Origin of the sequence: Mycobacterium haemophilum DSM 44634 (assembly GCF_000340435.2) — a bacterium.
GTDB classification, from domain to species: domain Bacteria; phylum Actinomycetota; class Actinomycetes; order Mycobacteriales; family Mycobacteriaceae; genus Mycobacterium; species Mycobacterium haemophilum.
This window is the reverse complement of the sequence record NZ_CP011883.2, coordinates 2,683,205-2,702,951: the sequence shown is the minus strand read 5'-3', so window position 1 is coordinate 2,702,951 and position 19,747 is coordinate 2,683,205. Positions and strand designations below refer to the sequence as shown.

The following is a 19,747-nucleotide window of genomic DNA, read 5'->3' as shown; positions in this document are numbered from 1 at the left end:
CATCATGGACGCAACGCCTACAGCTGGTGCCGCACGTTACTTGCCTGACGATCGCGCGCTTGATTCATTGCAAACCGCGGCGGGCCGGTGTCAGGGCTGCGCACTGTTTGAGGCGGCCACCCAAACAGTATTCGGTCACGGACGGTCCGGGGCGCCGATCATGTTGGTGGGGGAGCAGCCGGGGAATCAGGAGGACCGAGCCGGTATGCCGTTTGTCGGCCCCGCGGGTCGACTGTTGACCCGGGCACTCGATGAGGTTGGCATTGATCCCGCACTGACATATCGGACTAATGCCGTCAAACACTTCAAGTTCACCCGCAAGCACGGCAAACGACGTATCCACCAGAAACCGAGCCGTACCGAAATTGTCGCCTGCCGGCCCTGGCTCATCGCCGAGATCGAGGCGGTGCGGCCGCAGGTGATCGTGTGTCTCGGCGCGACGGCCGCACAAGCGCTGCTGGGCACGGCATTTCGGATATCTGCCCAACGTGGTCAGCTCACCCAGCTACCTTCGGCGATCGATCTGCAGTTAGCACCCGAGCCGATCGTGCTAGCGACCGTTCACCCGTCGGCGGTGTTGCGCGATCGCAGCGATCGCCACGACGAAGCTTACAAGCTGTTTGTCGACGACCTGCGCGTCGCCGGTGCCGTGCCGTCAGGACGCAGAACTACTCAGGTTGCGGGCCGATAGGGCGGCAGCAAGGACCTGCGCGACGTGCATGGGCCGGCGGTCGGTAGCGAGTTCACGCATCTGGGTGCGGCAACTAAACCCGTCGGCCAGCACCAGGCTATCGGGATCAGCGCTGCGCAGCGCCGGCATCAATTTGTCTTCGGCACATGCGACCGACACATCGTAGTGACCCTTTTCAAAGCCGAAATTTCCTGCTAAGCCACAACATCCGGCGTCGAGTATCTCGGCGTCCACCCCGGCGTCGGAGAGCAGCTGCCGCTCGTGGGTGTATCCCAGTACTGCATGTTGATGACAGTGCTGCTGCACGACCGCGTCCGCGGTGATGCGCGGTGGCTCCCAGTCGGGGGCGTTGCGTGCCAAAAGCTCACCGAGAGTGTATGTCTGGCTTGCCAACCGGTGTGCATCCTCGTCGCCGTAGAGCAGTTCGGGCAGATCGGATCGAAACACCGCGGCACAGCTGGGCTCCAGCACCACCACCGGTGTGCCTGTTCGCAGCGCCGGACTCAGGTTCGCGAGAGTGCGGCACAGCACGCGTTTCGCGGTGCGGAGCTGACCGGTGGAGATCCACGTCAACCCGCAGCACACAGTGCGGGGTGGGACTTCGACGTCGAACCCGGCCGATTCCAGCACCGCGACAGCGGCCTGACCCACCTTGGGTTCGAAATTATTCACGAAGGTATCCGGCCACAGCAGCACCCGCCCTCGCGACGGCGTAGCGCGGCCTGCCCACAGCGGGATCCACCCCATCGAATAGTGCGCCAGTGGCCGCAGCCGGCGTCGATAGTGATGGAAGAGGAACTCGGCCTTGTAGGTCGCCATATCTACGTCAACCGGGCAGTCGCTGCGACAGCCCTTGCAGGCCAGGCAGAGATCCAGCGCGTCGTGGACTTCGGGGGAGCGCCATCCGTCAGTAATGACATCGCCTCGCACCATTTCGAACAGCAGCCGCGCTCGCCCACGGGTGGAGTGCTCTTCCTCACCAGTGGCGCGGTAGCTCGGGCACATCACACCCGACTCGTGCCCGCGGCACTTCCCAACACCCACACAGCGCGCCGCCGCGCGCGAAAAGCGGTGGTCGTCGTCGGTGTAGGAAAACTCGGTAGCGGGTTCGGCGGGACGGTAGTCCACTCCGAGGCGCAGGTTGTCATCGAGCCGATTGGGGTGCATGATCTTGCCAGGATTCATCCGGTTATGCGGGTCGAACAGCGCCTTGGTCCGCTCGAATGCGCCCACCACGCGTTCGCCGAACATGATCGGCAGCAGCTCGGCTCGGGACTGGCCGTCGCCGTGTTCGCCGGATAGCGAGCCGCCATACTCCACCACCAGCCGAGCCGAATCTTCGACGAACGCGCGGTATTTAGCAGCGCCCTCCGCGGTCCGCAGCACGAACGGAATGCGGGTGTGCACGCAACCCTGACCGAAATGTCCATACAGCGACGCACTTTTATAGCCGAAACGGTCAGCAGCCGGCGGAAATCCCGCAGATAGTCCCCGAGTCGGTCCGGCGGTACGGCGGCATCCTCCCATCCCTCATGCGTTTCGGGCTCGTTGGGTGGATAGGCGGTGGCGCCGAGGCCCGCTTCGCGGGCACTCCAGACTTCCTTCTTCCGGGTGGGGTCATCGAGCACAGTGGCGTCGGTGTGCACCCGTTTCTGTAGAGCGCTGATCACCGACTTGGCTTTGCGGTCCGCCTCGTCTTGGCTGTCACCGTCGAGCTGTATCATCAGCCAGGCATTGCCATCCGGCAACTGACGCAGGGCCTTTTCGGCCAGCCGTTGCGAGTGCTCTAGCTCGACCAGGCGGTGATCTAGGCCCTCTAACGCCGACGGATTGTGTTCGAGTACGGCTGGCACCACGTCCGCGGCCGCCGCGATGTCGTCGAAGCCCAAGACCGCGAGCGTGGTCGCGGCCGGCCGGCGCACCAGGGCCAGTTCCGCGTGCAGCACCGTCACCAAGGTGCTCTCGGAGCCGACCAGGGCCTTGGCGATGTTAAAGCCGTTCTCCGACAACAACGAATCAAGGTTGTAGCCCGAAACCCGCCTCGGGATGTGCGGATAGCTGGACCGGATATCGTCGGAGTAGCTGTCGGCGATGGCCTTGAGGCCGCGATAGATCTCGGCCCGCCTACCGTTTTCGTTCAGGATGGCGATGAACTCGTCGTCGTCGGTCTGGTCCACCCACATCCGCACCCCGTCGTAGGTGAGCACTTCAAGGCGTCGCACCGAATCAACCGTCTTGCCATACGCCTGGGCGCTCGAACCGCAGGAGTTGTTGCCGATCATGCCGCCGATCGTGCAGCTGACGTGGGTAGACGGTTTAGGACCCACCATCCAGCCCGACTCCTGCAGCTGCTCGTTGAGCTGATCGAGCTTGATACCGGGTTCTACCACGGCGACACCGGCTTCGGTGTCGACGGAGCAGACCCGGGTGCAGTATTTGCTCCAGTCGATCACGACTGCAGCATTGCAGCACTGCCCGGCCAGACTGGTGCCGCCGCCACGAGATAGCAACGGCAGGTCGTGCTGGTTGCACACCCGGACCGCCTTGGCGGCTGCCTCAGGGGTGCGTGGCAACACAACGCCGATGGGCACCTGCCGATAGTTGGAGGCATCAGTGGCATAGGTCGCACGTGAGCCAGGGCCGAATCGGATCTCACCGTCAACGTATTCACGCAAATCGGCGGCTGCCGCTTCAAATAACGTTGGCGTTCGGTTTGACCGAGTCGTGATCATGTGAATTCTCCGTCGAAATCTCAATCGTCTCGGTATTTTTCGATATCACGGTTGCGAAGCATCAGCCCATGACCCGGTGCGTCCGAGTTGGGGCGAAGCAGTCCGCCGATGGGTTGCGTCGTGCCGTCGAACGCCATCAGCTCGATGCGGGCGTGGTCGTGGAACCACTCCAGGTGCCGTAGGTTGGCAGTGGCAGCGCCCACGTGTAGGTGCAGGTTCGGTGCGCAATGCGCCGAGATATCCAGTCCGTAGCAGCCGGCCACCGCGGCAACCCGCAGCCATTCGGTGATCCCCCGCAGCGTGACGCGTCGGCCTGCAGGCAGTCCACCGCGCCGGCCTGACACATCCGGCGGAAGTAGGTGAGGTCATATCCATACTCGCCGGCAGCCACGTCGGCGGTCACTGCGTCACGAACGGCGTGCAACCCGTCGAGGTCATCAGAGGAGACCGGCTCCTCGAACCAACGCACGTCTAGATCGGCTGCGGCGGCCATGATCCGGATGGCTTGCTTGCGTCCGTACGCGCCGTTGGCGTCGACATAGAATTTAACGGTGTCGCCGATCGCGCCTCGGGTCTGAGACATCCGAGCCAAATCGCGGTCAGGGCCGGTGCCCCAGGATTCGCCGATCTTGATTTTCACCCGAGGAATCTGCAACCGATCGGTCCAATCATGGAGCTGAGCAGACAGCTGTTGTGTGTTATAGCAGGTGAACCCGCCGCTACCGTATACTGCAACCGCGTCGCGCACCGAGCCGATCAGCCGGTGCAGTGGCAGCACCAATAACCGAGCCTTGAGATCCCACAGCGCGACGTCGACGGCCGAAAGCGCTTGCCCGCCGATCCCTTGCCGTCCGACATTACGGAGCGCCTTGACCATAGCGTCGGATGCCCCGGCGACGTCTAAGGCGCTGCGGCCGATCACGTGGTCGGCCAACACTCCATGGATGACGGAAACGCACGCCGGACTACCGTAGGTCCAGCCAGTTCCGACTTCGTCGCCGCAATAAGCCTGCGCAACAACCATTGTCGTGGCATCCCAGCTTAGTGTGCCGTCGGCCTCGGGTGCATCGGTCGGGATGGTGTATGCCGTGGCGGTCAGACCGGTAACCGGCTAGGTGTCGGTCAGCGATGCGGGTTGGGGCATGGCCTTAGATCACCCGTCAACTTTTCTTGTGGGGCAGGAACTCCTGCGCTTTGGTCCTGAGTCCTTCCTTGACGAACCCCACCCGGTCCTTATCGCCGGCGAGTACCGCGGCGCTGGTGGCCTTGAATTGGTCCCAGGTGGCATGCGGCGGGATGGGGGGCATGTCGGGGTCGGTGTAGACGTCCAATACCGTTGGGCGGTCCGCCAACAGTGCGTCGCGCCAAGCAGTGGAGAGCTCTTCTGGGTCTTTGATGGCCATCGCGTTAAGTCCCAGGCTGGCTGCAAAGCTAGCGTAGTCAATGTCGGGGAGTGCCTGGGATTCCACGAATTTCGGTGCACCCGCCATGGCGCGCATTTCCCAGGTGACCTGGTTGAGGTCGTTATTGTGTAGGACCGCTACGACCAGGCGCGGATCATCCCAATCTCGCCAGTACCGTTTGATCGTGATCAGCTCGGCCATCCCGTTCATCTGCATGGCGCCGTCGCCGGCGAACACGATGACCGGCCGTTGCGGGTGAGCGAATTTGGCGCCAATCCCGTACGGAACCCCAGGGCCCATGGTTGCGAGATTGCCTGACAGCGAACCTCGAACGCTGCCGCCGAATCGTAGATTGCGCGCATACCAATTGGCTGCTGACCCGGAATCAGCTGTGACAATGGCGTTGTCGGGTAGCTGGGGGGAGAGTTCGGAGAACAGCCGCAGCGGGTTGATCGGGTGGGCGCTGACCATCGCCTCCTTGTGCATGGTTTCCCACCAGCGGGAGACATTGGCCTCGATGCTCTTCCGCCACGCTCGGTCGGTTTTGCGGTTCAGATACGGAATCAAGGCGCGCAGTGCGGCCTTCGCGTCGGCCACCAGGTTGATCTCGTAAGGGTAGCGCATGCCGATGAATCGACCGTCGATGTCGATCTGTACCGCGCGGCATTGTCCGAACTTGGGCATGAACTGGGTGTAGGGGAAGCTGGATCCCACGGTGAGTAGCGTGTCGCAGTCACGCATCAACTCGTAGCTGGGCCGGGTTCCCAGTAGTCCGATAGATCCTGTGACCCAGGGAAGTTCATCGGATAGCACGTCCTTGCCCAACAACGCCTTGGCCGCTCCGGCGCCGAGTAAGTCGGCGACTTCGATGAGCTCCTCGCGTGCGTCGCGGGCACCAGTTCCTACTAACATGGCTACCCGGTTGCCCTCGTTGAGCACGTCGGCTGCCCGGGCGATGGCCGTGTCGTCGGGGGCGATCGCGGGCCAGTCGATGCCGAGGCTGGAGGGCACCATCTTGAATGCGTGGGTAGGTGCCGAATATGGCAGTTCTTGCACATCGGCGGGAATGATCAAGGCCGTCGGGCAGCGCTGAGCCAACGCAACGCGGAAGGCGCGATCCAGTACGTTGGGTAATTGTTCTGGAACAGTGACCATTTGGACGTAGTCGCTGGCGACATCTTTGTACAGACTTAGCAGGTCGACCTCTTGCTGGTAGGAGCCGCCCATGGCGCTGCGGTTAGTCTGCCCGACAATGGCCACCACCGGAACGTGGTCGAGTTTGGCGTCGTAGAGGCCGTTGAGCAGATGGATCGCGCCAGGACCCGACGTGGCCATGCATACCCCGACCCGGCCACTGAACTTGGCATAGCCGACCGCTTCGAACGCGCTCATCTCCTCATGGCGCGCTTGAATGAACGTCGGGTGGTTGTCCGCGCGGCCCCATGCGGCGAGGATCCCTTTGATGCCGTCGCCGGGAAACGCGAATACGTGCTCAACATTCCACGCCCGTAACCGCTGCAGCAGGTAATCAGCGACATCTTGCTTGGACATTAATCCCTCCTAGCAGAACAGCTTTCATGCTGAGTCCACAACCGTCACTAGTGCCATCGACGTGACCATCCCGCAGCCACCCCGGCAGCAACGGCAAGGGCAGCGGTTGCCGCGCCGCCGAGAAGTCCGTGATGGTGGGAGGCCCACAGCTGCCCACTGCGTCCGGTAGACCGGTCATCGAAAACACCGTGCGGGCCGTAATCGTGACCGTCGCTGTCGTCAGCGGGTTCCCAGATGTTGGCTGGCTGTTCGGGCGGGCGCACCTGCTCGGTTTGCTGTGAGTCAAAGCCGGTGCGGGCTAGGTAGCGATCCAGCAGGCCGGGTGCTATCGCATTGGCCGCCAACGTTCCCGCCGTGCTTCCACCCACCCAATATTCGCGTCGCCGAGGATGATTCGCGGCGTAGAGCACCGCCCGCGCAGCGACTTCCGGCTGGTAGATCGGCGGAACCGGTTGGGCTTGGTGGGGTAGCCGCGACAATACCCAGGAGAACTGTGGGGTGTTGACCGCCGGCATCTGGATCATCGTGACGTGAACGTTGCTGTGGTCGTGCAGCAACTCGCATCGCAGCGCCTCATGAAAGCCCTGAATCGCATGCTTGGCACCGCAATAAGCGGTTTGGAGCGGGATGCCCCGGTAGGCAAGTGCCGAACCGACCTGCACTACGGTGCCGGCGTTTCGAGTTTTCATCCGCTGCAGCGCGGCCATGGTGGCATAGACATAGCCAAGGTAGGTCACCTCGGTGACCCGCCGATACTCCGCGGGCGTGATTTCGCAAAATCGGGAAAACACCGACGTGAAAGCCGCATTCACCCACACGTCAATCGGTCCGAACGCTCGTTCGGCCTCCTCCGCGGCGGCCCTGCACGGCTCCGGTTCGGCCACATCGGTGGGTATCACGCATGCTTTTCCACCGGCGGCTTCGACGTCCTGGGCCGCGGCGTTCAGTCCTTTCTCGCCTCGGGCAACCAGACCGACCTGCGCGCCGCGCGCGCCGAATGCGATAGCTGTTGCCCGCCCGATTCCGCCACTGGCGCCGGTGACGACGACAGTCTGACTCGCCCTAGCCGCCTTGACAGATCCCACAGCTCTTCGAGTACCCGCAATCTTGGCCGTTACTCACTGGAAAGACACCGGACAACCTGAGCAACGACGCTCGCTGCTACCGCTGCGCGTGTAAGACGTTGTGTCGTTGCGCCCTAGGCACGCAGGAGAATCACATAATTGGTTTGGTCCGTGGCCGCAGCAAACCGACTGCTGACGTCGGCTCAGTTGACCACATTCCAGAACGCTTTGACGTAGTCGGCCTTAACGTTGGCGTACTGCAAGTAGTACGCATGTTCCCACATATCAACTTGCAGCAGCGGGATGATCCCAAGCGGCATTCCGCCGTCCGGCGAAAGATTCTGCCACCAGATGGAATGGTTCACGTGGCCGCCGAGATTGAACGCCAGGTCCTTCTCATTGAGGAAAGTGGCGCTGTGGTCGCCTTTTTCGCGGGCTTCGGCGAGCTTGGCCAACGCACCTTGGCGTCCTTAACGTAGGTGGCGTGGTGTCTTCCGTGGTGAATCTCGTTGATCTGTCTCGAAATGTGCGGCTCAAGCGCTCCATAGTAATAGTCCAACTCGGGTAGCACGTATTCGGCCATGAGCGTCCTTTCAATTTCGAGGCGTCAACGGTGTGAAAGATCTTGCGTGCTTCGTCGCCCGGGTTGTCCAAAAGCCGCCTCCGGCTGATGTACTGCTCGGCGTGCCAGTTGGCGCCGGCGCGTGAAGCCAGGTTTCGACGTCGGGACCGATGACAACCGCGTGATCAGGAGCGAGCAGCGCTCCGGTGGCCAGCTCCTCGAGGTCTGGCGGTACCGCGCGCACGCGACGGTAGTCGCCTTGCAAAGCAAGTAGCTTCGCCGTGAACAGAGGTAATCGGATACCGTGCGGACCGGTGATGGTACGGGGCGTGTGCGTTTGACCGAGAGCCGCCTCGACGAGAACATCAGCGACCGAGTCGGCAGCTATTGGTTGGATGAGCCAATCTTGGACGACGACTTGGTGCTCGTTGCAGGTCACTACTGCGCGGTTGGTGGCGAACTCGTGGCAGTGCGTGGACTTCACGATTGTCGCCGGTACCGGGCTGCTGAGCACAACGTCCTCGGCCGCCCGCTTAGCTACGTAGTACGGAAAGCTGTCAAACACCGCCTTATCAGCGCCAGCAATCGTCAACACCACCAGCCGCTGGACTCCTTGCGAGGCGCAGGCGCCCACGATATTGCGCGAAGCTGCGGTGAGTGTGTCGGTGATGGCTAGGTAATCATCGGCCGGCATGGGGGCGGATACGTCGATTGCGATGTCAACGCCTTCTAGGGCCTGCGATAAACCGGTCCCAGTGATCACATCGATTCCGTAGGTGCGGGCAATCTGGACCACCGTGACATCGCGGCCCCTCAGCCTGGCAATGACCCTGGATCCGATGGTGCCGGTGGCCCCGATTACAGCGATACTGGTCGTGACGTCACCCCGTTTTGCTGTAGTTGTCGGGTAGATCGGCTACCCGGGAAAACTCCGTTTAAACGGATTCCGTTGACGCGAGACGGCGTCGCCCGATCACCGATGCCTCGACTACGGAAGCCTTGAACGTCTACTGGGAGCGTTTGGCGGACCGCCCCATGGGAAACCGATAGGTGCGGATGAGCCGATCGGCAATGGGGCGACGTACCCAGACGAATTCGCGACCGACGAGCGCAAGCTCAAAACACCGAGAGGGAGGATCGACACATGGGGGATCACAAGAGCGGGCCAGAAGAAGCCGTTAAAGGCGTCGTCGAGGGTATCAAGGGCAAGGCCAAAGAGGTCGGTGGAACGGTGACCGGCCACGACGATCTTGCCCGGGAAGGCAAGGCGCAACAAGATAAGGCTCATGCTCAGCGTGACGCGGGCAAGAAGGAAGCCGAAGCCGAGTCGGCGCGCGGCGGCGCAAAAGCTGCTGAAGAGCGTCAGCGGCAACACCAATAGTTCGTTCAGGAGATGGGTCCGGCCCGGTTATGGGCCGGACCCATCGAGGTACGCGCAGGCGATTTCCTAGCTGCTCGGCGGAGGTGGAGGGCGGTCGGAATGCATGTCGTGCGGAGGATGTTTCCTTCTTGCGGACCCGGCGGTGTACGTATATCAGCCAGGTTGCAGCGGCCGTTTTCTGGCCAACGCAATTCCGCGCCGAGGCCGAGTGGCGGCTGAGATGGTGGGGTGCTACCCGTCTGACGAAGATGACAAACGCCAAACTGGCTGGCCCCGAATGGCTTACACGTGGTTCAGGGTGACCACGAGCGGCCGGTGATCCGAAATCGGCATCAGCTCAGCGGCCGCCGCGACGCCGCGCAGACAGCGGTCATCAGTGAGGATGTGATCGAGCTGGCGGTCGGGCGCCTGCGCGGGAAACGTGGCTGCCACCGCCAGCTCCCGCATGCCTGACCAGCGGCCTACCGCCCTGGGGGTCATGTTGAGGTCGCCGGTCAGCAGCCGTGGACCCGGAAAGCCGCGCAGGTCGTGAACTAGTCGTCGCAGCTGGCGCCGATTCCAGCCGGGCACGAAGGATAAGTGGGTATTGGCTACGGTGAGCGCGCCCAACGGGGTTCGCAGCTGCGCGATGACCGCCGCTCGGGGTTCTTCATTGACGACCATTATCCGGTTGGCTCCCGGCAAATACATGGGGAAGCGCACCGGAATCCGCGGCAACCGCACTACCTGCCAGCTGGTGACCGGAAAACGGGACAGCAGCGCGATCCCGTACGCAGCGGTCCCGGGTTGCTCACGGCCGGTGGCGGCCATCCAAGTCGCTCCTAGGGTGCCGGCGATCGCCGCAACGAACCGGTGCTCGACGGCTCCCATGGCTTCGGCCGCCGTCGCAGTCAGATCGGCTCGATCGGAACGCGGTTGCTCAAGGTCGACCTCTTGCAGCGCGAGCACGTCAGGATCAAGGCGATGCACGCAGTCCCGTAGCCGCGCGGGATCCACCCCGTCGCCGATGGTGCGGCCGTGCAGGATGTTGAAGGTCGCCACGCGCACGGGTGCTGTCATCTAACAGACTCCGGGTACCCCTTCATGGGCTGACGGCATCAACGTGCGCCTCGGCGATCCGGGCTGCCACGAGATGGGCTTCGGCTAGCAGCGCAAGCCGCTGCCGGCGTTCGGCGGTACGACCCGACGCGGGCAACGGCAACTCCAATCGCGCCGACTCCAGCCAGTGCCGCACTAGGCCCGCCGCCATGAGGAACCTCTCGCTGACTTCTCCAATTGGCTAAGGCGGTGCGGGCATCCATGAGGGGCCCGGGTCGGTGTCTCGGTGAATGCCATAACCGGCGGCCTCAAAACGGGCAACCAAATCGACGTCCTCGCCGGAAGTCAGCGTCCGAAAGCCGCCAACCTGCCAGTACGCTCGGGCACTGAAGCCCATATTCGCGCCGTGAAGGTGTTGATGGTGGTTGTCGTCGCCGGCTTCGTAGGTCTGCACATAGCGGTCGGCAACACCGACGGAATGCTGGTGACAGTCGGCGACGCGCACCACACCCAGGACCATGTCCTTGTCCAGCTCGAGCTGACGTAGCAGCCAACCCGGATCAACTCGGCTGTGGGCGTCGCTGGTGTCCAGGACCACCACGATCGTGACCGGGATCGGCACGCACACAGCGGCGGTCAGCACTGCGCGCAGGCATGTCGGCAGATTCGCTTGCGCATTGTAGGCCGGGATGACGTTGGCGGCCCGGTGATAGAAGCGCAGTACAGGCGCTGACACAATTGGCGATTGCCCATTCCGCCGCCACTTAAACAGACGGCAAACACCATCCAGCCGGCCGGGTTGTCGGCCCTAGTGGTGGGGTATGACTTATCTAGCATGGCAACCACCGAGACACGGGCAAATGCAACGGTCTCACGCGCACAATTGCGGGAGGCGTTGCGTGGCGCTGCAGCGGCGCTCAAGGAGAACGGGCCGCGTTTCGCATTGGCCGGCAGCTATGCGTTGTGGGCTTACGGCGCACCCGAACCCAGCCACGATGTGGATCTGGTGGTCGCCGAATCCGAGGTTGCGACCGCGCGCGCCGCGCTCAGTGATGCGGGATTCTTTGTCGAACACCCGCCGGAAGACTGGTTATTTAAGGCTCGCAGCGGCGATACGGTCGTCGACGTCCTGCACCGCATCAACGGAGTTCCCGTGGATGCGCGCACTCTGGACTGCGCCGAACGGCGCGAAGTGCTAGCAATCACGATGCCGGTGCTGCCGCCGACCTTCGTGCTGATCCAGAAGCTGCGCGCCCTGGGCGAACATCACTGCGATTTTGCGAAATTGCTGCCTGCCGTGCGGGCCATCCGCGAACGGTTGGACTGGGCTCGCATCAGAGCAGAGACGGCCAGCAACGACTATGCGGTCGCGTTCTTGGTGTTAGCTGACCGTCTAGGCCTCACCCGCTGATGCTCAGTGGTTGCGCAATTTGGCGATCAACTTGTCTTTCGTTAGTCTTGAATATCCAGATATACCAAGATCTTTCGCGCGTTTCTTCAGTTGTGGCACCGTCCAGTCGGTATAGGAACCGGACGTGCCGCCCTTGCTCCCGACTGCAGACTTACCCTGGGCGGCAGCTGCGTTGGAAATCCGCGCCGCTTTTTCTTTAGAATTGCCTTCCTTACGTAAATCCTGGTAGAGGCGCTCATCCTTGATCGACGGATTCGGCACGATAGTCAACCTCCCATGCGTGATCGGACACCCCTTCGAGGGTTGCCCCCTCCTAACAACCGTCAAACACGTTCAGTGAATCGCTAGGCCGGTACCAGATCTGTACTTCGCTGCCAGCAGCGGTGTTGCGCGAGCGCGGCCGCAAACTCGTCAACAAACACCTCGGGCAAGTTGTCTGCGGCGGCAGTAGTGGTGATGATGGCTTCGTCGCTGACAACTTCGGGATCGTCGGCGAGGCGGCTCTCGATCCGTGCCGTGCGAAGCAGGTCGATGCCCGCGCCGAACGCGCCGATCGGCTTCAGGTGCTTGTAGGCCTCGATCACGAAGTGCACGGCATAGCCATCGTCGGCAAGCGTGTCTACCGACTGCGGTCCGCATGCCACCAGGACCGCGTCGTAGAGTACCGACGCCGCCGTCGTGAACGCCCGATCCACAGGTAACTCACCGCTCGATCGGCCACTCAGAGCGCCGCCGCCAATGGGGGCCAGAACTTCCACCACCGCCCCATGCTGCCGAATCAGCTCGGTAAAGCGCTGCACCCCGACGACATCCACACCATGCGCGGCCAGCAGCGCGACCTTGCGGGACACGATGGCGTCCCCGGTATCAGCGATTTGGGATAACGCCGGTGATGCGGGGGTGGTGTCGTCGACCGACTCTTCGGGCGGCTCGGGCAGCCCCAGTTTTGCTGCCACCTGGGTTGTTGCCAGCTCGTGGTCGACGCGAGCGAGTTGTGCCACCACAGCAGAACGGATCTCGGATACCTCGACCTTGCCGAGTTCAAACGCGAACGCGGCGACGATATGGTTGGCTTCGATCGCCGACATGCTCTTCCAGAACATCCGCGCCTGACTGTAGTGATTCTGGAAGGACTTGGTCCGCTGTCTCAGCGTGCGCCCGTCGACCCGCTGGGTGTAATGGCGGAACACGTCTGCGTCGGCCTGGGAAATTGTTGCCCACCAGGTCGTAGTTGCCCCGTTCGGTGTAGAACTTGGTGGCGAAACCGCGTACATCGCGGACGGTATCGGCCGAACCGCGCGATCCAGCCACCGTGGAGAACCGCACAAACACCGGCGTCTGGGTACCCGGGGTGGTCAGAAATCTCGCCGCCGTGTACTCGGCCGGCCAATCGTCATACGGTTCGAAGAAGCCGTAGCCGCCGGCTCCGCGCGCATGAACCACGCGTTCTGGAATGCGTTCGTGATCGAAGTGGGTGATCTTCTCACGGGCGTGAAAGTCCTCCAGCAGAGTTGGCCCTCGATCACCGACTGCCAACGAATCATCAGTGTGATCAACCCGGACGCCTTGCTGGGTGGTCAGATTGCCGATATCGCGGCGGACCCGCGACGGCTCCAGATCTCGCTACTTCCCGTCACGGTGGGGTCGGCCTGCATGTTTGTTTATCCCTCCGATTCACTACGGCGGTGCCAGACTTTCGGTCACTTGGGGGTACCATCGTTCATCCAGCCGAAACGTGGAAGCAGAGTCGCGCACCTCTTGACCGCTCTGCTGGCCGCACGCAACGATGACGTCGAGAACGCGCGCTCTGGATTGCCCTGTGTGGCCTGCTGGAAAGGCCGATGCTTCACGGTTTGGCTGGCACCAAATCGGGTACCCGGATCCTGTCGCGGAATATCTTTCGCGTGCCTGTGTGAAAGGAGTTCACCAGGTTCGAAGGGAGCCACAGTGAGAATTGCGTTCGTCAGCGGCGATGACCTTGTCGGTGAGGAAACCGGCTCGCTGTGCAGCGCGCTGGCGGCACAAGGGCATGACATTATCTCCTATGTCAGGCAGGGACGTCGCCACGGTCAGGGAAGTTGCCACGGTGCAAGCGCCACCCACGGCTATCAAGTCGTCTCGACGTGTGTCGGTCCTAATGTGGGGATGCCTGCCCGCGACGTCTTGCCGTTTGTCGGGGACTGGGCCGCCTCCCTCGCGGGCTTGTGGCTGGTGGAGCGACCTGACGTCGTGCACGCGCACGGTTGGCTCGGCGGCTTGGCGGCTCAACTGGCCGCGCGGCGGCAACGCATCCCGACGATCCAAACCTTCTGGGGTCTGGCCGCCACATCGCAGTTGCGCTCCTTCGACGGCCTGGTTCGACAGACCGAACGTGAACGCATCGAGCCGCTATTGGCGCGTAATGCGACTTGGGTGACCACAGAGAGCGCCGCGGACGTCGACGTGCTGGCCAGGTTACGTCATAGTCGGACGCGATTGTCGGTTTTGCCGGGCGGTGTCGACATCCAGCGGTACACACCGGTCGGTCCGGCGCTGGCCCAGAGCGACCGTCATCGCGTTCTCTGCTTAGCATCGAACCCACTGTCGTGCAACGGGTTCGACATCGCAATTCGAGTGATCCGCGGGGTTCCAGGCACCGAGCTTGTGATCGCGGAAACTGCCGCTACTGACCACAGACACGACCGGGCGCGGGCCGAACTCACACGCCTTGCTGCCGAGCTTGGAGTAGCCGACCGGGTCCGTTTCGTAGGCACGGTCGCGGGTGACGAGCTGCCGATGTTGCTGCGATCCACCGACGTGGTTTTATGCACACCGCGGCAGCCGCCGCGCGCGACAACGGTGTTACAAGCCATGGCCAGTGGAGTAGCAGTGGTCGCGCTGCCCGTCGGTGTCCTGGTCGACGCCGTCGTGCACGGCGTAACTGGGCTAGTGCTGTCAGCGGGCAATCCCATTGAATTAGCCATTGCGTTGAAAAGACTTTGCACACAACGGTTTTTTCGCGAGAGCATGGGCGCTGCGGGTCGGAGCCGCGCACTATCCCGCTTCACCTGGGACAGGATCGCGCTCGAGTCGCAGACTATATATAGACAACTCAGTGCGAAGTACTCGTGGCAGCCTGTGCTACAAGAAGTACGGTGACCTAATGGGACGTGCTGCGGGGAGGCGTAGCCTGTCCCGATGGCACGAACAATTCCGCACCTGCAACAAGGACGACGCGGGGCTACAAGCCCTATCCGTTGACGGGCGCGTCTGATCGTTGGGCATCCGTTCCACTGTGAACGGGCCGTGGTGCGCGCTCGTCATGCTTCTTGGGTATAGCCGGGTTGTCTCCGCGAGGGACGCGAAGATACGCTGTCAGCAGTAGTTGGTCGAACTCTGATTGGGCGCTGAAAGCGGGTCCGGCGCCGCGGAAATCTTTACAGATCTGTTCGGCCAACAGCCGCAGCTTGACGTTGGCTTCCTGAGACAGCCATTTGAGCAGGTTGAACGCTGCGTCGTCGGTTATGCCATAGATCAGCATCAACATGCCCTTGGTCTGCTCGATGCTGGCGCGGTTTTCGGTGATCTTGGCTAGCCGCGCTGTGACGATGTCCTCGTGCACTTGTTCAGGCAGGGTCGAAACATCGATGTAGAAACCATGCGTTCCGATCGCTGCCCCTTGGTCGTCGAAGAGCTGATCACCAATCACGACGACGTGGTGCACATTTCCGCGGGTGTCGACGATCCGGTGGCGGGTGCTGAACGCCTTATGTGTGTTTAGGATTTCGTTAATGGTGGCCGCTACCTGACCGCGGTCGTCGGGGTGCTTGTGAGCGAGAACCAGTTCGGTAGTAGGGACGACACTGCCGGGCTCGTATCCGTGCATCTGCTGCACCTGTTCGGACCATTCCCACCGTTGATCGGTGAAGTAGAAGCGGAACCACCCCACCTGTTGCGGTGCGTCGCCAGCGAGGGCCTGTTCGACATCGGCCGACTGGCCGTTGAGCTTCCAATTCATCGTCGACCTTGACTCCTCGGGTCCACGTCGCTGCGGAGACTGACCATCACATCAGCGCACCGTCAGACGAACACCTATCGCCCCGGATACCCGCTCGATAGCGCCATCGGGACAAACAGTGCTGGCTACTCAACGCCAAGGACGGCTGCCGAAGTATCTAGTTGAGGGAACGCCGGTGTAACCATTATGACGCGGTCGTCAACCGACATCGCAGTGCCGATCTGTCCAAGCCCCTCTAGCCGTGCGGGTTGCGAACGCTGGCACATCGGCGGCCAGCAGCCCAGCGTGTCGATCCTTCTATTTGTTAAGGTGGGCTGCTGACCGCCGCGGCCTGCTTAATTTGCTGCGCAAGCCACAGTCGATTAGGCGTCTTCGATTAGGCGTCTATGACTTCGTGTTCGGTGTTGTTGATGGCCTGGTGTCCGTCGCCGCCGCGATCGACGGAGATCTTGCGCGGCTTAGCCCTTTCGGCTACTGGTATCGACAGTCTCAGGACGCCTTCTTCGTAGGAAGCCGCGATCCGGTCGGTGTCAAGGTTCTCGCCGAGCAGTAGCTGACGATTGAATACGCCGCGTGGCCGCTCGGCAGCAAGCATTTCCCGATCGGGGTCGACTCCTGGGCGCTCGGCCCGCACGGTGACTACGTTGCGTTCGATGTCGATGTCCAGCGAATCGGCGTTAATGCCAGGAAGGTCGAACTCGACGACAAATTCTTCGCCCTCACGCCAGGCGTCCATGGGCATTACTGCCGGACGGGCAGACGTTCCTAGCACTTGCTGGGCGAAGCGATCCAGTTCGCGAAATGGGTCAGTACGCATCAGCATGGTGGTCACCTCACACTCCAATCTACTGGGATAAGCCATCTATTATCTGTGTATGATGGCATAGATTTGATATAGCACCATCAATATTTCAATGCAAGTGTGATAGACAAGTTTTCTGTGTAGGTAGCGGAGGAATGTTTGATGGCTGGTCGCAGTGATACCATGGGTTCGCCGGCACCCGATCATGGCGTATATGGCATCTCCGTCGCCGCAGAACTTTCTGGCATCCCGGTGCAGTCGCTGCGGCTCTACGAACGTTACGGGCTACTCAGACCGGCTCGAAGTGACGGCGGAACCCGGCGCTATAGCGCCGACGATTTGGCTCGGTTGCAGCGCATTAGCGCGCTGGTAGATGCCGGCATCAACCTGGCCGGTATCGCCCGTATTCTTGACCTCGAAGACGACAACGCAGCATTGTCACAGGCTAATACCGACTTGCGATCCACCAACACCAGTCTGCGTAACGCGGCGAAGGCGGCGAGGTCTAAGCCCACGTGCGACCGGCCGGCGCCATGAACCCTTCGTACGCGGCACTTTATGGTTCCGGTTAAGCAACCACACGGAATTGCTGCGCAGTGGGATCGGCGGGATCTGGCAGGTTCATGCCCGCCTCTGCGCCCGACCGCAGGTAGTCGACGACGGCGTCGTTGAGCCGCTCGCCCGGGACGACCATGGGTATGCCTGGTGGATAAGGGGTGATCTGTTCTGCTGCGATGCGTCCGGCGGCTCTTGATGCAGGCACCATTTCGGTCGGTCCGAAGAACGCGTCACGAGGCAGACAGACGGTATCAAGTTGCAATTCCGTTGGCGAGGGCAACTGTATTGGTTGCGGGCGCCGGAAGTCCCTTGCCGCTGTGCGCCATTGGGTCATCGCTGCTACGAGTCGATCGGCGGTGTGCTTGTTGTCAGCGAACGACATCGTCGCCAGAATGCGACGGTGATCGCTTAGGCCGAGGTCGAGTTGGCGGTTTTCGCGCAGCCAATCCACGGCTTGGTATCCCGATGTTCCGGTCGCGGAGACGTCCATCAAGACCTGCGTTGTGTCCAGGTCGCAGGACGCTTCTGTGCCCAGTAACTCGTCCTCCAGGACCCGCAGGTCCGCGATTTCGGCGAGGCGGGACCGTAGCTCGCTGGCCAGCTCAAGTTCGGCACTGAGCAGCTCGTGACCGTGCTCAACCATCTGGCGTCGCCAACCATCAAGGGCGGCATAGACCATCACATTCGGGCTGGTTGTCATCAGCAGATCGGCGCATGACGACAACCATTGGGGGTCCACCAAGTCACCCTGTTGGTGAAACACGGACCCCTGCTCAAACCCTGCGCCCACCTTATGCACGCTGACCACGCACACATCTGCTCCGGCATCCATCGCCCACGTTGGTAAGTCTTCGTGGAACGGAAGGTGTGCCCCCCAAGCCTCATCGACGATCAGCGGCTTGCCGCGGCGGTGGCAGACGTCGGCGATGCGTGAGATGTCGGCACAGGTGCCATACGGGCTGGGGCTGACAATGAGGGCCCCGGCCGCGTCAGGGTGCCGCTCCCACGCCTCCTGCACTTGGTCGGGCGAGGGGGGATGGGAGAAGTGCAGCGTGCTATCCCATCGAGGGGGAATCCACCTTGGCTGAACTCCGGAGAAGATCAAGCCGGCGACGATCGACTTGTGGCTGTCACGGGCGACGAGAAGTCCGCCGCCTGCCGCACCAGCCACAGCCATCATCGCGGCCCGCACCGACAGCGAGCTACCGCAGGTGGAGAAGAAGGCCGTCTCCGCGCCGACGGCGTTGGCCATCAATGCCTCTGCCCGCGCCAGAAATTTCCCGCGGGCCAACCGATCGTCGAGTCCGGCGGTGGCGAGCACGTCGTTGCGAAACGCGTCCTTGCCTAACGCGGCAAGGACGCGTTCGTCGACGCCAGCGCCTTGGCGGTGACCTGGCGGTGTGAAGCCGTAACGGTTGCTGCGGTGGTAGTTGACCAGCGCGTCGAGCAGTGGTACTTGGGACTGATCCATGACGGATCGAGTACCCAGCGGTTGACCGGACCAATCGAGACTCGCATGGGTGCGGCGTCGACTGGTCTGTGAATGCCTCGTGCGCGACGTAATCCAGCCTGCCTGAAGCGATTCAGACTGATGCACAAAGGGCGACCGCTGGACGAACGCGTTCCTCCCCAAGTATTTCGGCAATATGCCGTACACCGACGGAGAACGCGGAGTTGTCGTCGGTCCGCGCGGTGACTATTGCTGGATGTGCCTGCTGCGCTGGCACAGCGGTGCGGTGTTCAACTCGTTGCTTGGCGGGGCCGGCTTATACGTCGTCGCGCCCGAGGCGCAACGGTTCGTTTGGGGCGGACCCTATGAGCAACGATCGTTGATCTGGCGTTCGCGCTGGGTCACCAGCGACGGGATCATCGAGTGCCGCGTGGTGCTGGCCCAACCCGCTGATCCGCACACGGCCGTCTTGCTGCGCCGCATCCACGCCATCGACGGGCACCTGCGGATGCGGATCACGCTCGACATCCTGGGCGAGTTCGGTAACTACGCGATGTCGCATCTTTCTTCCGTCGACGTCGATGGGGACCTGCGCTGGGTCGGGCGGTCTGGCCCGTGTCGGTTCCGGTGGACAGAAGCCCATGATGCCAAGCTCGGTGAGGACGGCTCGCTGCACGCGGTGGTCGATGTCCTTCCTGGCCGCGACCATGACCTAGTTCTTGAGTTTTCCGACCACGAACTGGCCGAGGTGACGATCTAGCGGGCGACGCCTGGAAGGCCACCGAACACGCATGGGCGCAAGCAGTTCCAGTAATTGCGGACACTTTGGCCGACGTCGATACTCGGGTCGCATACGTCAAGGGGTAAGAGATGCAATGCGGTGATCGACATGATCGCGTCGTAGTGTTCTGCGGGATTGGGAGCAAGGGTTTAGCCGGGGGCCAACTGGTCGGCGGCGAGCAGCTCGCGACCAGGTCTGGCAGCCGTCGCAGCCACTCGGCAGCCCTGACGGCCAGCGCCTTGGATTGGACCACCTTCGGGACGCCATTTCACGACATGCATCGTCGCGGAGTCCCGTTGGTTGCGCCAAATGATTATTCGTCGGCC

15 protein-coding genes and 6 pseudogenes are annotated in these 19,747 nt (G+C 62.3%); 6 read left to right on the top strand and 15 right to left on the bottom strand.

The features are described 5' to 3' along the window. Window positions 1-4 precede the first annotated feature (4 nt). A complete protein-coding gene (locus B586_RS12680) occupies window positions 5-691 on the top strand; it encodes a UdgX family uracil-DNA binding protein (RefSeq protein ID WP_054879760.1) in 687 nt (228 codons plus the stop codon). Here the strand turns inward: B586_RS12680 and B586_RS22775 are convergent. The 7 genes and pseudogenes from B586_RS22775 to B586_RS12650 all read right to left on the bottom strand — a co-directional run bounded on the left by B586_RS22775 (window position 656) and on the right by B586_RS12650 (window position 8,916). Then, complete coding sequence (locus tag B586_RS22775) at window positions 656-2,218, bottom strand: FAD-binding and (Fe-S)-binding domain-containing protein (protein WP_418001105.1); 1,563 nt, start codon at window positions 2,216-2,218, stop codon at window positions 656-658. The genes B586_RS12680 and B586_RS22775 overlap by 36 nt on opposite strands. Further along, a pseudogene (locus tag B586_RS22770) lies at window positions 2,197-3,423 on the bottom strand (FAD-binding oxidoreductase); the annotation flags it as partial. The gene B586_RS22775 and the pseudogene B586_RS22770, both read right to left, overlap by 22 nt. A gap of 20 nt (window positions 3,424-3,443) precedes the next feature. Further along, window positions 3,444-4,522: pseudogene (locus tag B586_RS12670) on the bottom strand (enolase C-terminal domain-like protein). A 61-nt stretch (window positions 4,523-4,583) separates the two neighbouring features. Next, on the bottom strand, window positions 4,584-6,377 hold the full coding sequence (locus B586_RS12665) for a thiamine pyrophosphate-requiring protein (RefSeq protein ID WP_054879761.1): 1,794 nt from the start codon (window positions 6,375-6,377) through the stop codon (window positions 4,584-4,586). Window positions 6,378-6,424: 47 nt separating this feature from the next. Continuing rightward, a complete protein-coding gene (locus B586_RS12660; protein WP_054879762.1) occupies window positions 6,425-7,462 on the bottom strand; it encodes an SDR family oxidoreductase in 1,038 nt (345 codons plus the stop codon). Window positions 7,463-7,644: 182 nt separating this feature from the next. Beyond that, a pseudogene (locus B586_RS12655) lies at window positions 7,645-8,024 on the bottom strand (superoxide dismutase). Window positions 8,025-8,034: 10 nt separating this feature from the next. Next, on the bottom strand, window positions 8,035-8,916 hold the full coding sequence (locus tag B586_RS12650) for an SDR family oxidoreductase (protein ID WP_082607611.1): 882 nt from the start codon (window positions 8,914-8,916) through the stop codon (window positions 8,035-8,037). A 231-nt stretch (window positions 8,917-9,147) separates the two neighbouring features. Between B586_RS12650 and mbp1 the strand changes: the two genes are divergently transcribed. Next, the gene (gene mbp1, locus B586_RS12645) at window positions 9,148-9,384 is read left to right on the top strand and encodes a microaggregate-binding protein 1 (protein WP_054879763.1); all 237 of its coding nucleotides are present in this window, start codon (window positions 9,148-9,150) and stop codon (window positions 9,382-9,384) included. Between the two features lie 282 nt (window positions 9,385-9,666). Here mbp1 and B586_RS12640 read toward each other — a convergent pair whose 3' ends face one another. The 3 genes and pseudogenes from B586_RS12640 to B586_RS12635 form a co-directional block, all read right to left on the bottom strand. Next, a complete protein-coding gene (locus tag B586_RS12640; protein ID WP_054880924.1) occupies window positions 9,667-10,431 on the bottom strand; it encodes an endonuclease/exonuclease/phosphatase family protein in 765 nt (254 codons plus the stop codon). A gap of 40 nt (window positions 10,432-10,471) precedes the next feature. Beyond that, a pseudogene (locus tag B586_RS20960) lies at window positions 10,472-10,633 on the bottom strand (acyl-CoA dehydrogenase); the annotation flags it as partial. Window positions 10,634-10,663: 30 nt separating this feature from the next. After that, a complete protein-coding gene (locus B586_RS12635; protein ID WP_054879764.1) occupies window positions 10,664-11,158 on the bottom strand; it encodes a glycosyltransferase family 2 protein in 495 nt (164 codons plus the stop codon). Window positions 11,159-11,257: 99 nt separating this feature from the next. Here B586_RS12635 and B586_RS12630 point away from each other — a divergent pair, with 99 nt between their 5' ends. Then, on the top strand, window positions 11,258-11,833 hold the full coding sequence (locus tag B586_RS12630) for a nucleotidyltransferase (protein WP_054879765.1): 576 nt from the start codon (window positions 11,258-11,260) through the stop codon (window positions 11,831-11,833). 3 nt (window positions 11,834-11,836) lie between these two features. Here the strand turns inward: B586_RS12630 and B586_RS20210 are convergent, their stop codons facing one another. Continuing rightward, a complete protein-coding gene (locus B586_RS20210; RefSeq protein WP_082607610.1) occupies window positions 11,837-12,094 on the bottom strand; it encodes a DUF7218 family protein in 258 nt (85 codons plus the stop codon). A gap of 83 nt (window positions 12,095-12,177) precedes the next feature. Further along, window positions 12,178-13,450, bottom strand: a pseudogene (locus B586_RS22090) (catalase). Window positions 13,451-13,780: 330 nt separating this feature from the next. Between B586_RS22090 and B586_RS12615 the strand changes: the two are divergent. Next, window positions 13,781-14,971 (top strand): glycosyltransferase, encoded by a 1,191-nt coding sequence (locus B586_RS12615; protein WP_054879768.1) that lies wholly within the window; start codon window positions 13,781-13,783, stop codon window positions 14,969-14,971. Between the two features lie 187 nt (window positions 14,972-15,158). On the opposite strand, the pseudogene B586_RS12610 reads toward B586_RS12615, so the two are convergent. Together B586_RS12610 and B586_RS12605 are read right to left on the bottom strand one after the other, a co-directional pair. Then, window positions 15,159-15,830: pseudogene (locus B586_RS12610) on the bottom strand (PAS and ANTAR domain-containing protein); the annotation flags it as partial. A gap of 376 nt (window positions 15,831-16,206) precedes the next feature. Further along, a complete protein-coding gene (locus tag B586_RS12605; RefSeq protein WP_054880925.1) occupies window positions 16,207-16,653 on the bottom strand; it encodes an HSP20 family small heat-shock protein in 447 nt (148 codons plus the stop codon). A gap of 141 nt (window positions 16,654-16,794) precedes the next feature. Between B586_RS12605 and B586_RS12600 the strand changes: the two genes are divergently transcribed. Next, window positions 16,795-17,169: a MerR family transcriptional regulator gene (locus B586_RS12600; protein ID WP_054879769.1), complete on the top strand. Its 375-nt coding sequence runs from the start codon at window positions 16,795-16,797 to the stop codon at window positions 17,167-17,169. Between the two features lie 31 nt (window positions 17,170-17,200). Here the strand turns inward: B586_RS12600 and B586_RS12595 are convergent, their stop codons facing one another. After that, window positions 17,201-18,661, bottom strand: a complete 1,461-nt coding sequence (locus B586_RS12595; protein ID WP_054879770.1) for an aminotransferase class I/II-fold pyridoxal phosphate-dependent enzyme — start codon at window positions 18,659-18,661, stop codon at window positions 17,201-17,203. A gap of 175 nt (window positions 18,662-18,836) precedes the next feature. Between B586_RS12595 and B586_RS12590 the strand changes: the two genes are divergently transcribed. Next, entirely contained in the window at window positions 18,837-19,400 is a 564-nt protein-coding gene (locus B586_RS12590; protein ID WP_054879771.1) for a trehalase-like domain-containing protein, read from the top strand. Window positions 19,401-19,747 lie beyond the last annotated feature (347 nt).

What these genes read in the sequence shown, in the direction of transcription:
- B586_RS12605 (WP_054880925.1), bottom strand. Translation starts at nt 16,653, where the DNA reads ATGCTGATGCGTACTGACCCATTTCGCGAACTGGATCGCTTCGCCCAG.
- B586_RS12665 (WP_054879761.1), bottom strand. Translation starts at nt 6,377, where the DNA reads ATGTCCAAGCAAGATGTCGCTGATTACCTGCTGCAGCGGTTACGGGCG.
- B586_RS12595 (WP_054879770.1), bottom strand. Translation starts at nt 18,661, where the DNA reads ATGGATCAGTCCCAAGTACCACTGCTCGACGCGCTGGTCAACTACCAC.
- B586_RS12630 (WP_054879765.1), top strand. Translation starts at nt 11,258, where the DNA reads ATGGCAACCACCGAGACACGGGCAAATGCAACGGTCTCACGCGCACAA.
- mbp1 (WP_054879763.1), top strand. Translation starts at nt 9,148, where the DNA reads ATGGGGGATCACAAGAGCGGGCCAGAAGAAGCCGTTAAAGGCGTCGTC.
- B586_RS22775 (WP_418001105.1), bottom strand. Translation starts at nt 2,218, where the DNA reads ATGGGAGGATGCCGCCGTACCGCCGGACCGACTCGGGGACTATCTGCG.
- B586_RS12600 (WP_054879769.1), top strand. Translation starts at nt 16,795, where the DNA reads ATGGCTGGTCGCAGTGATACCATGGGTTCGCCGGCACCCGATCATGGC.
- B586_RS12680 (WP_054879760.1), top strand. Translation starts at nt 5, where the DNA reads ATGGACGCAACGCCTACAGCTGGTGCCGCACGTTACTTGCCTGACGAT.
- B586_RS12590 (WP_054879771.1), top strand. Translation starts at nt 18,837, where the DNA reads ATGCCGTACACCGACGGAGAACGCGGAGTTGTCGTCGGTCCGCGCGGT.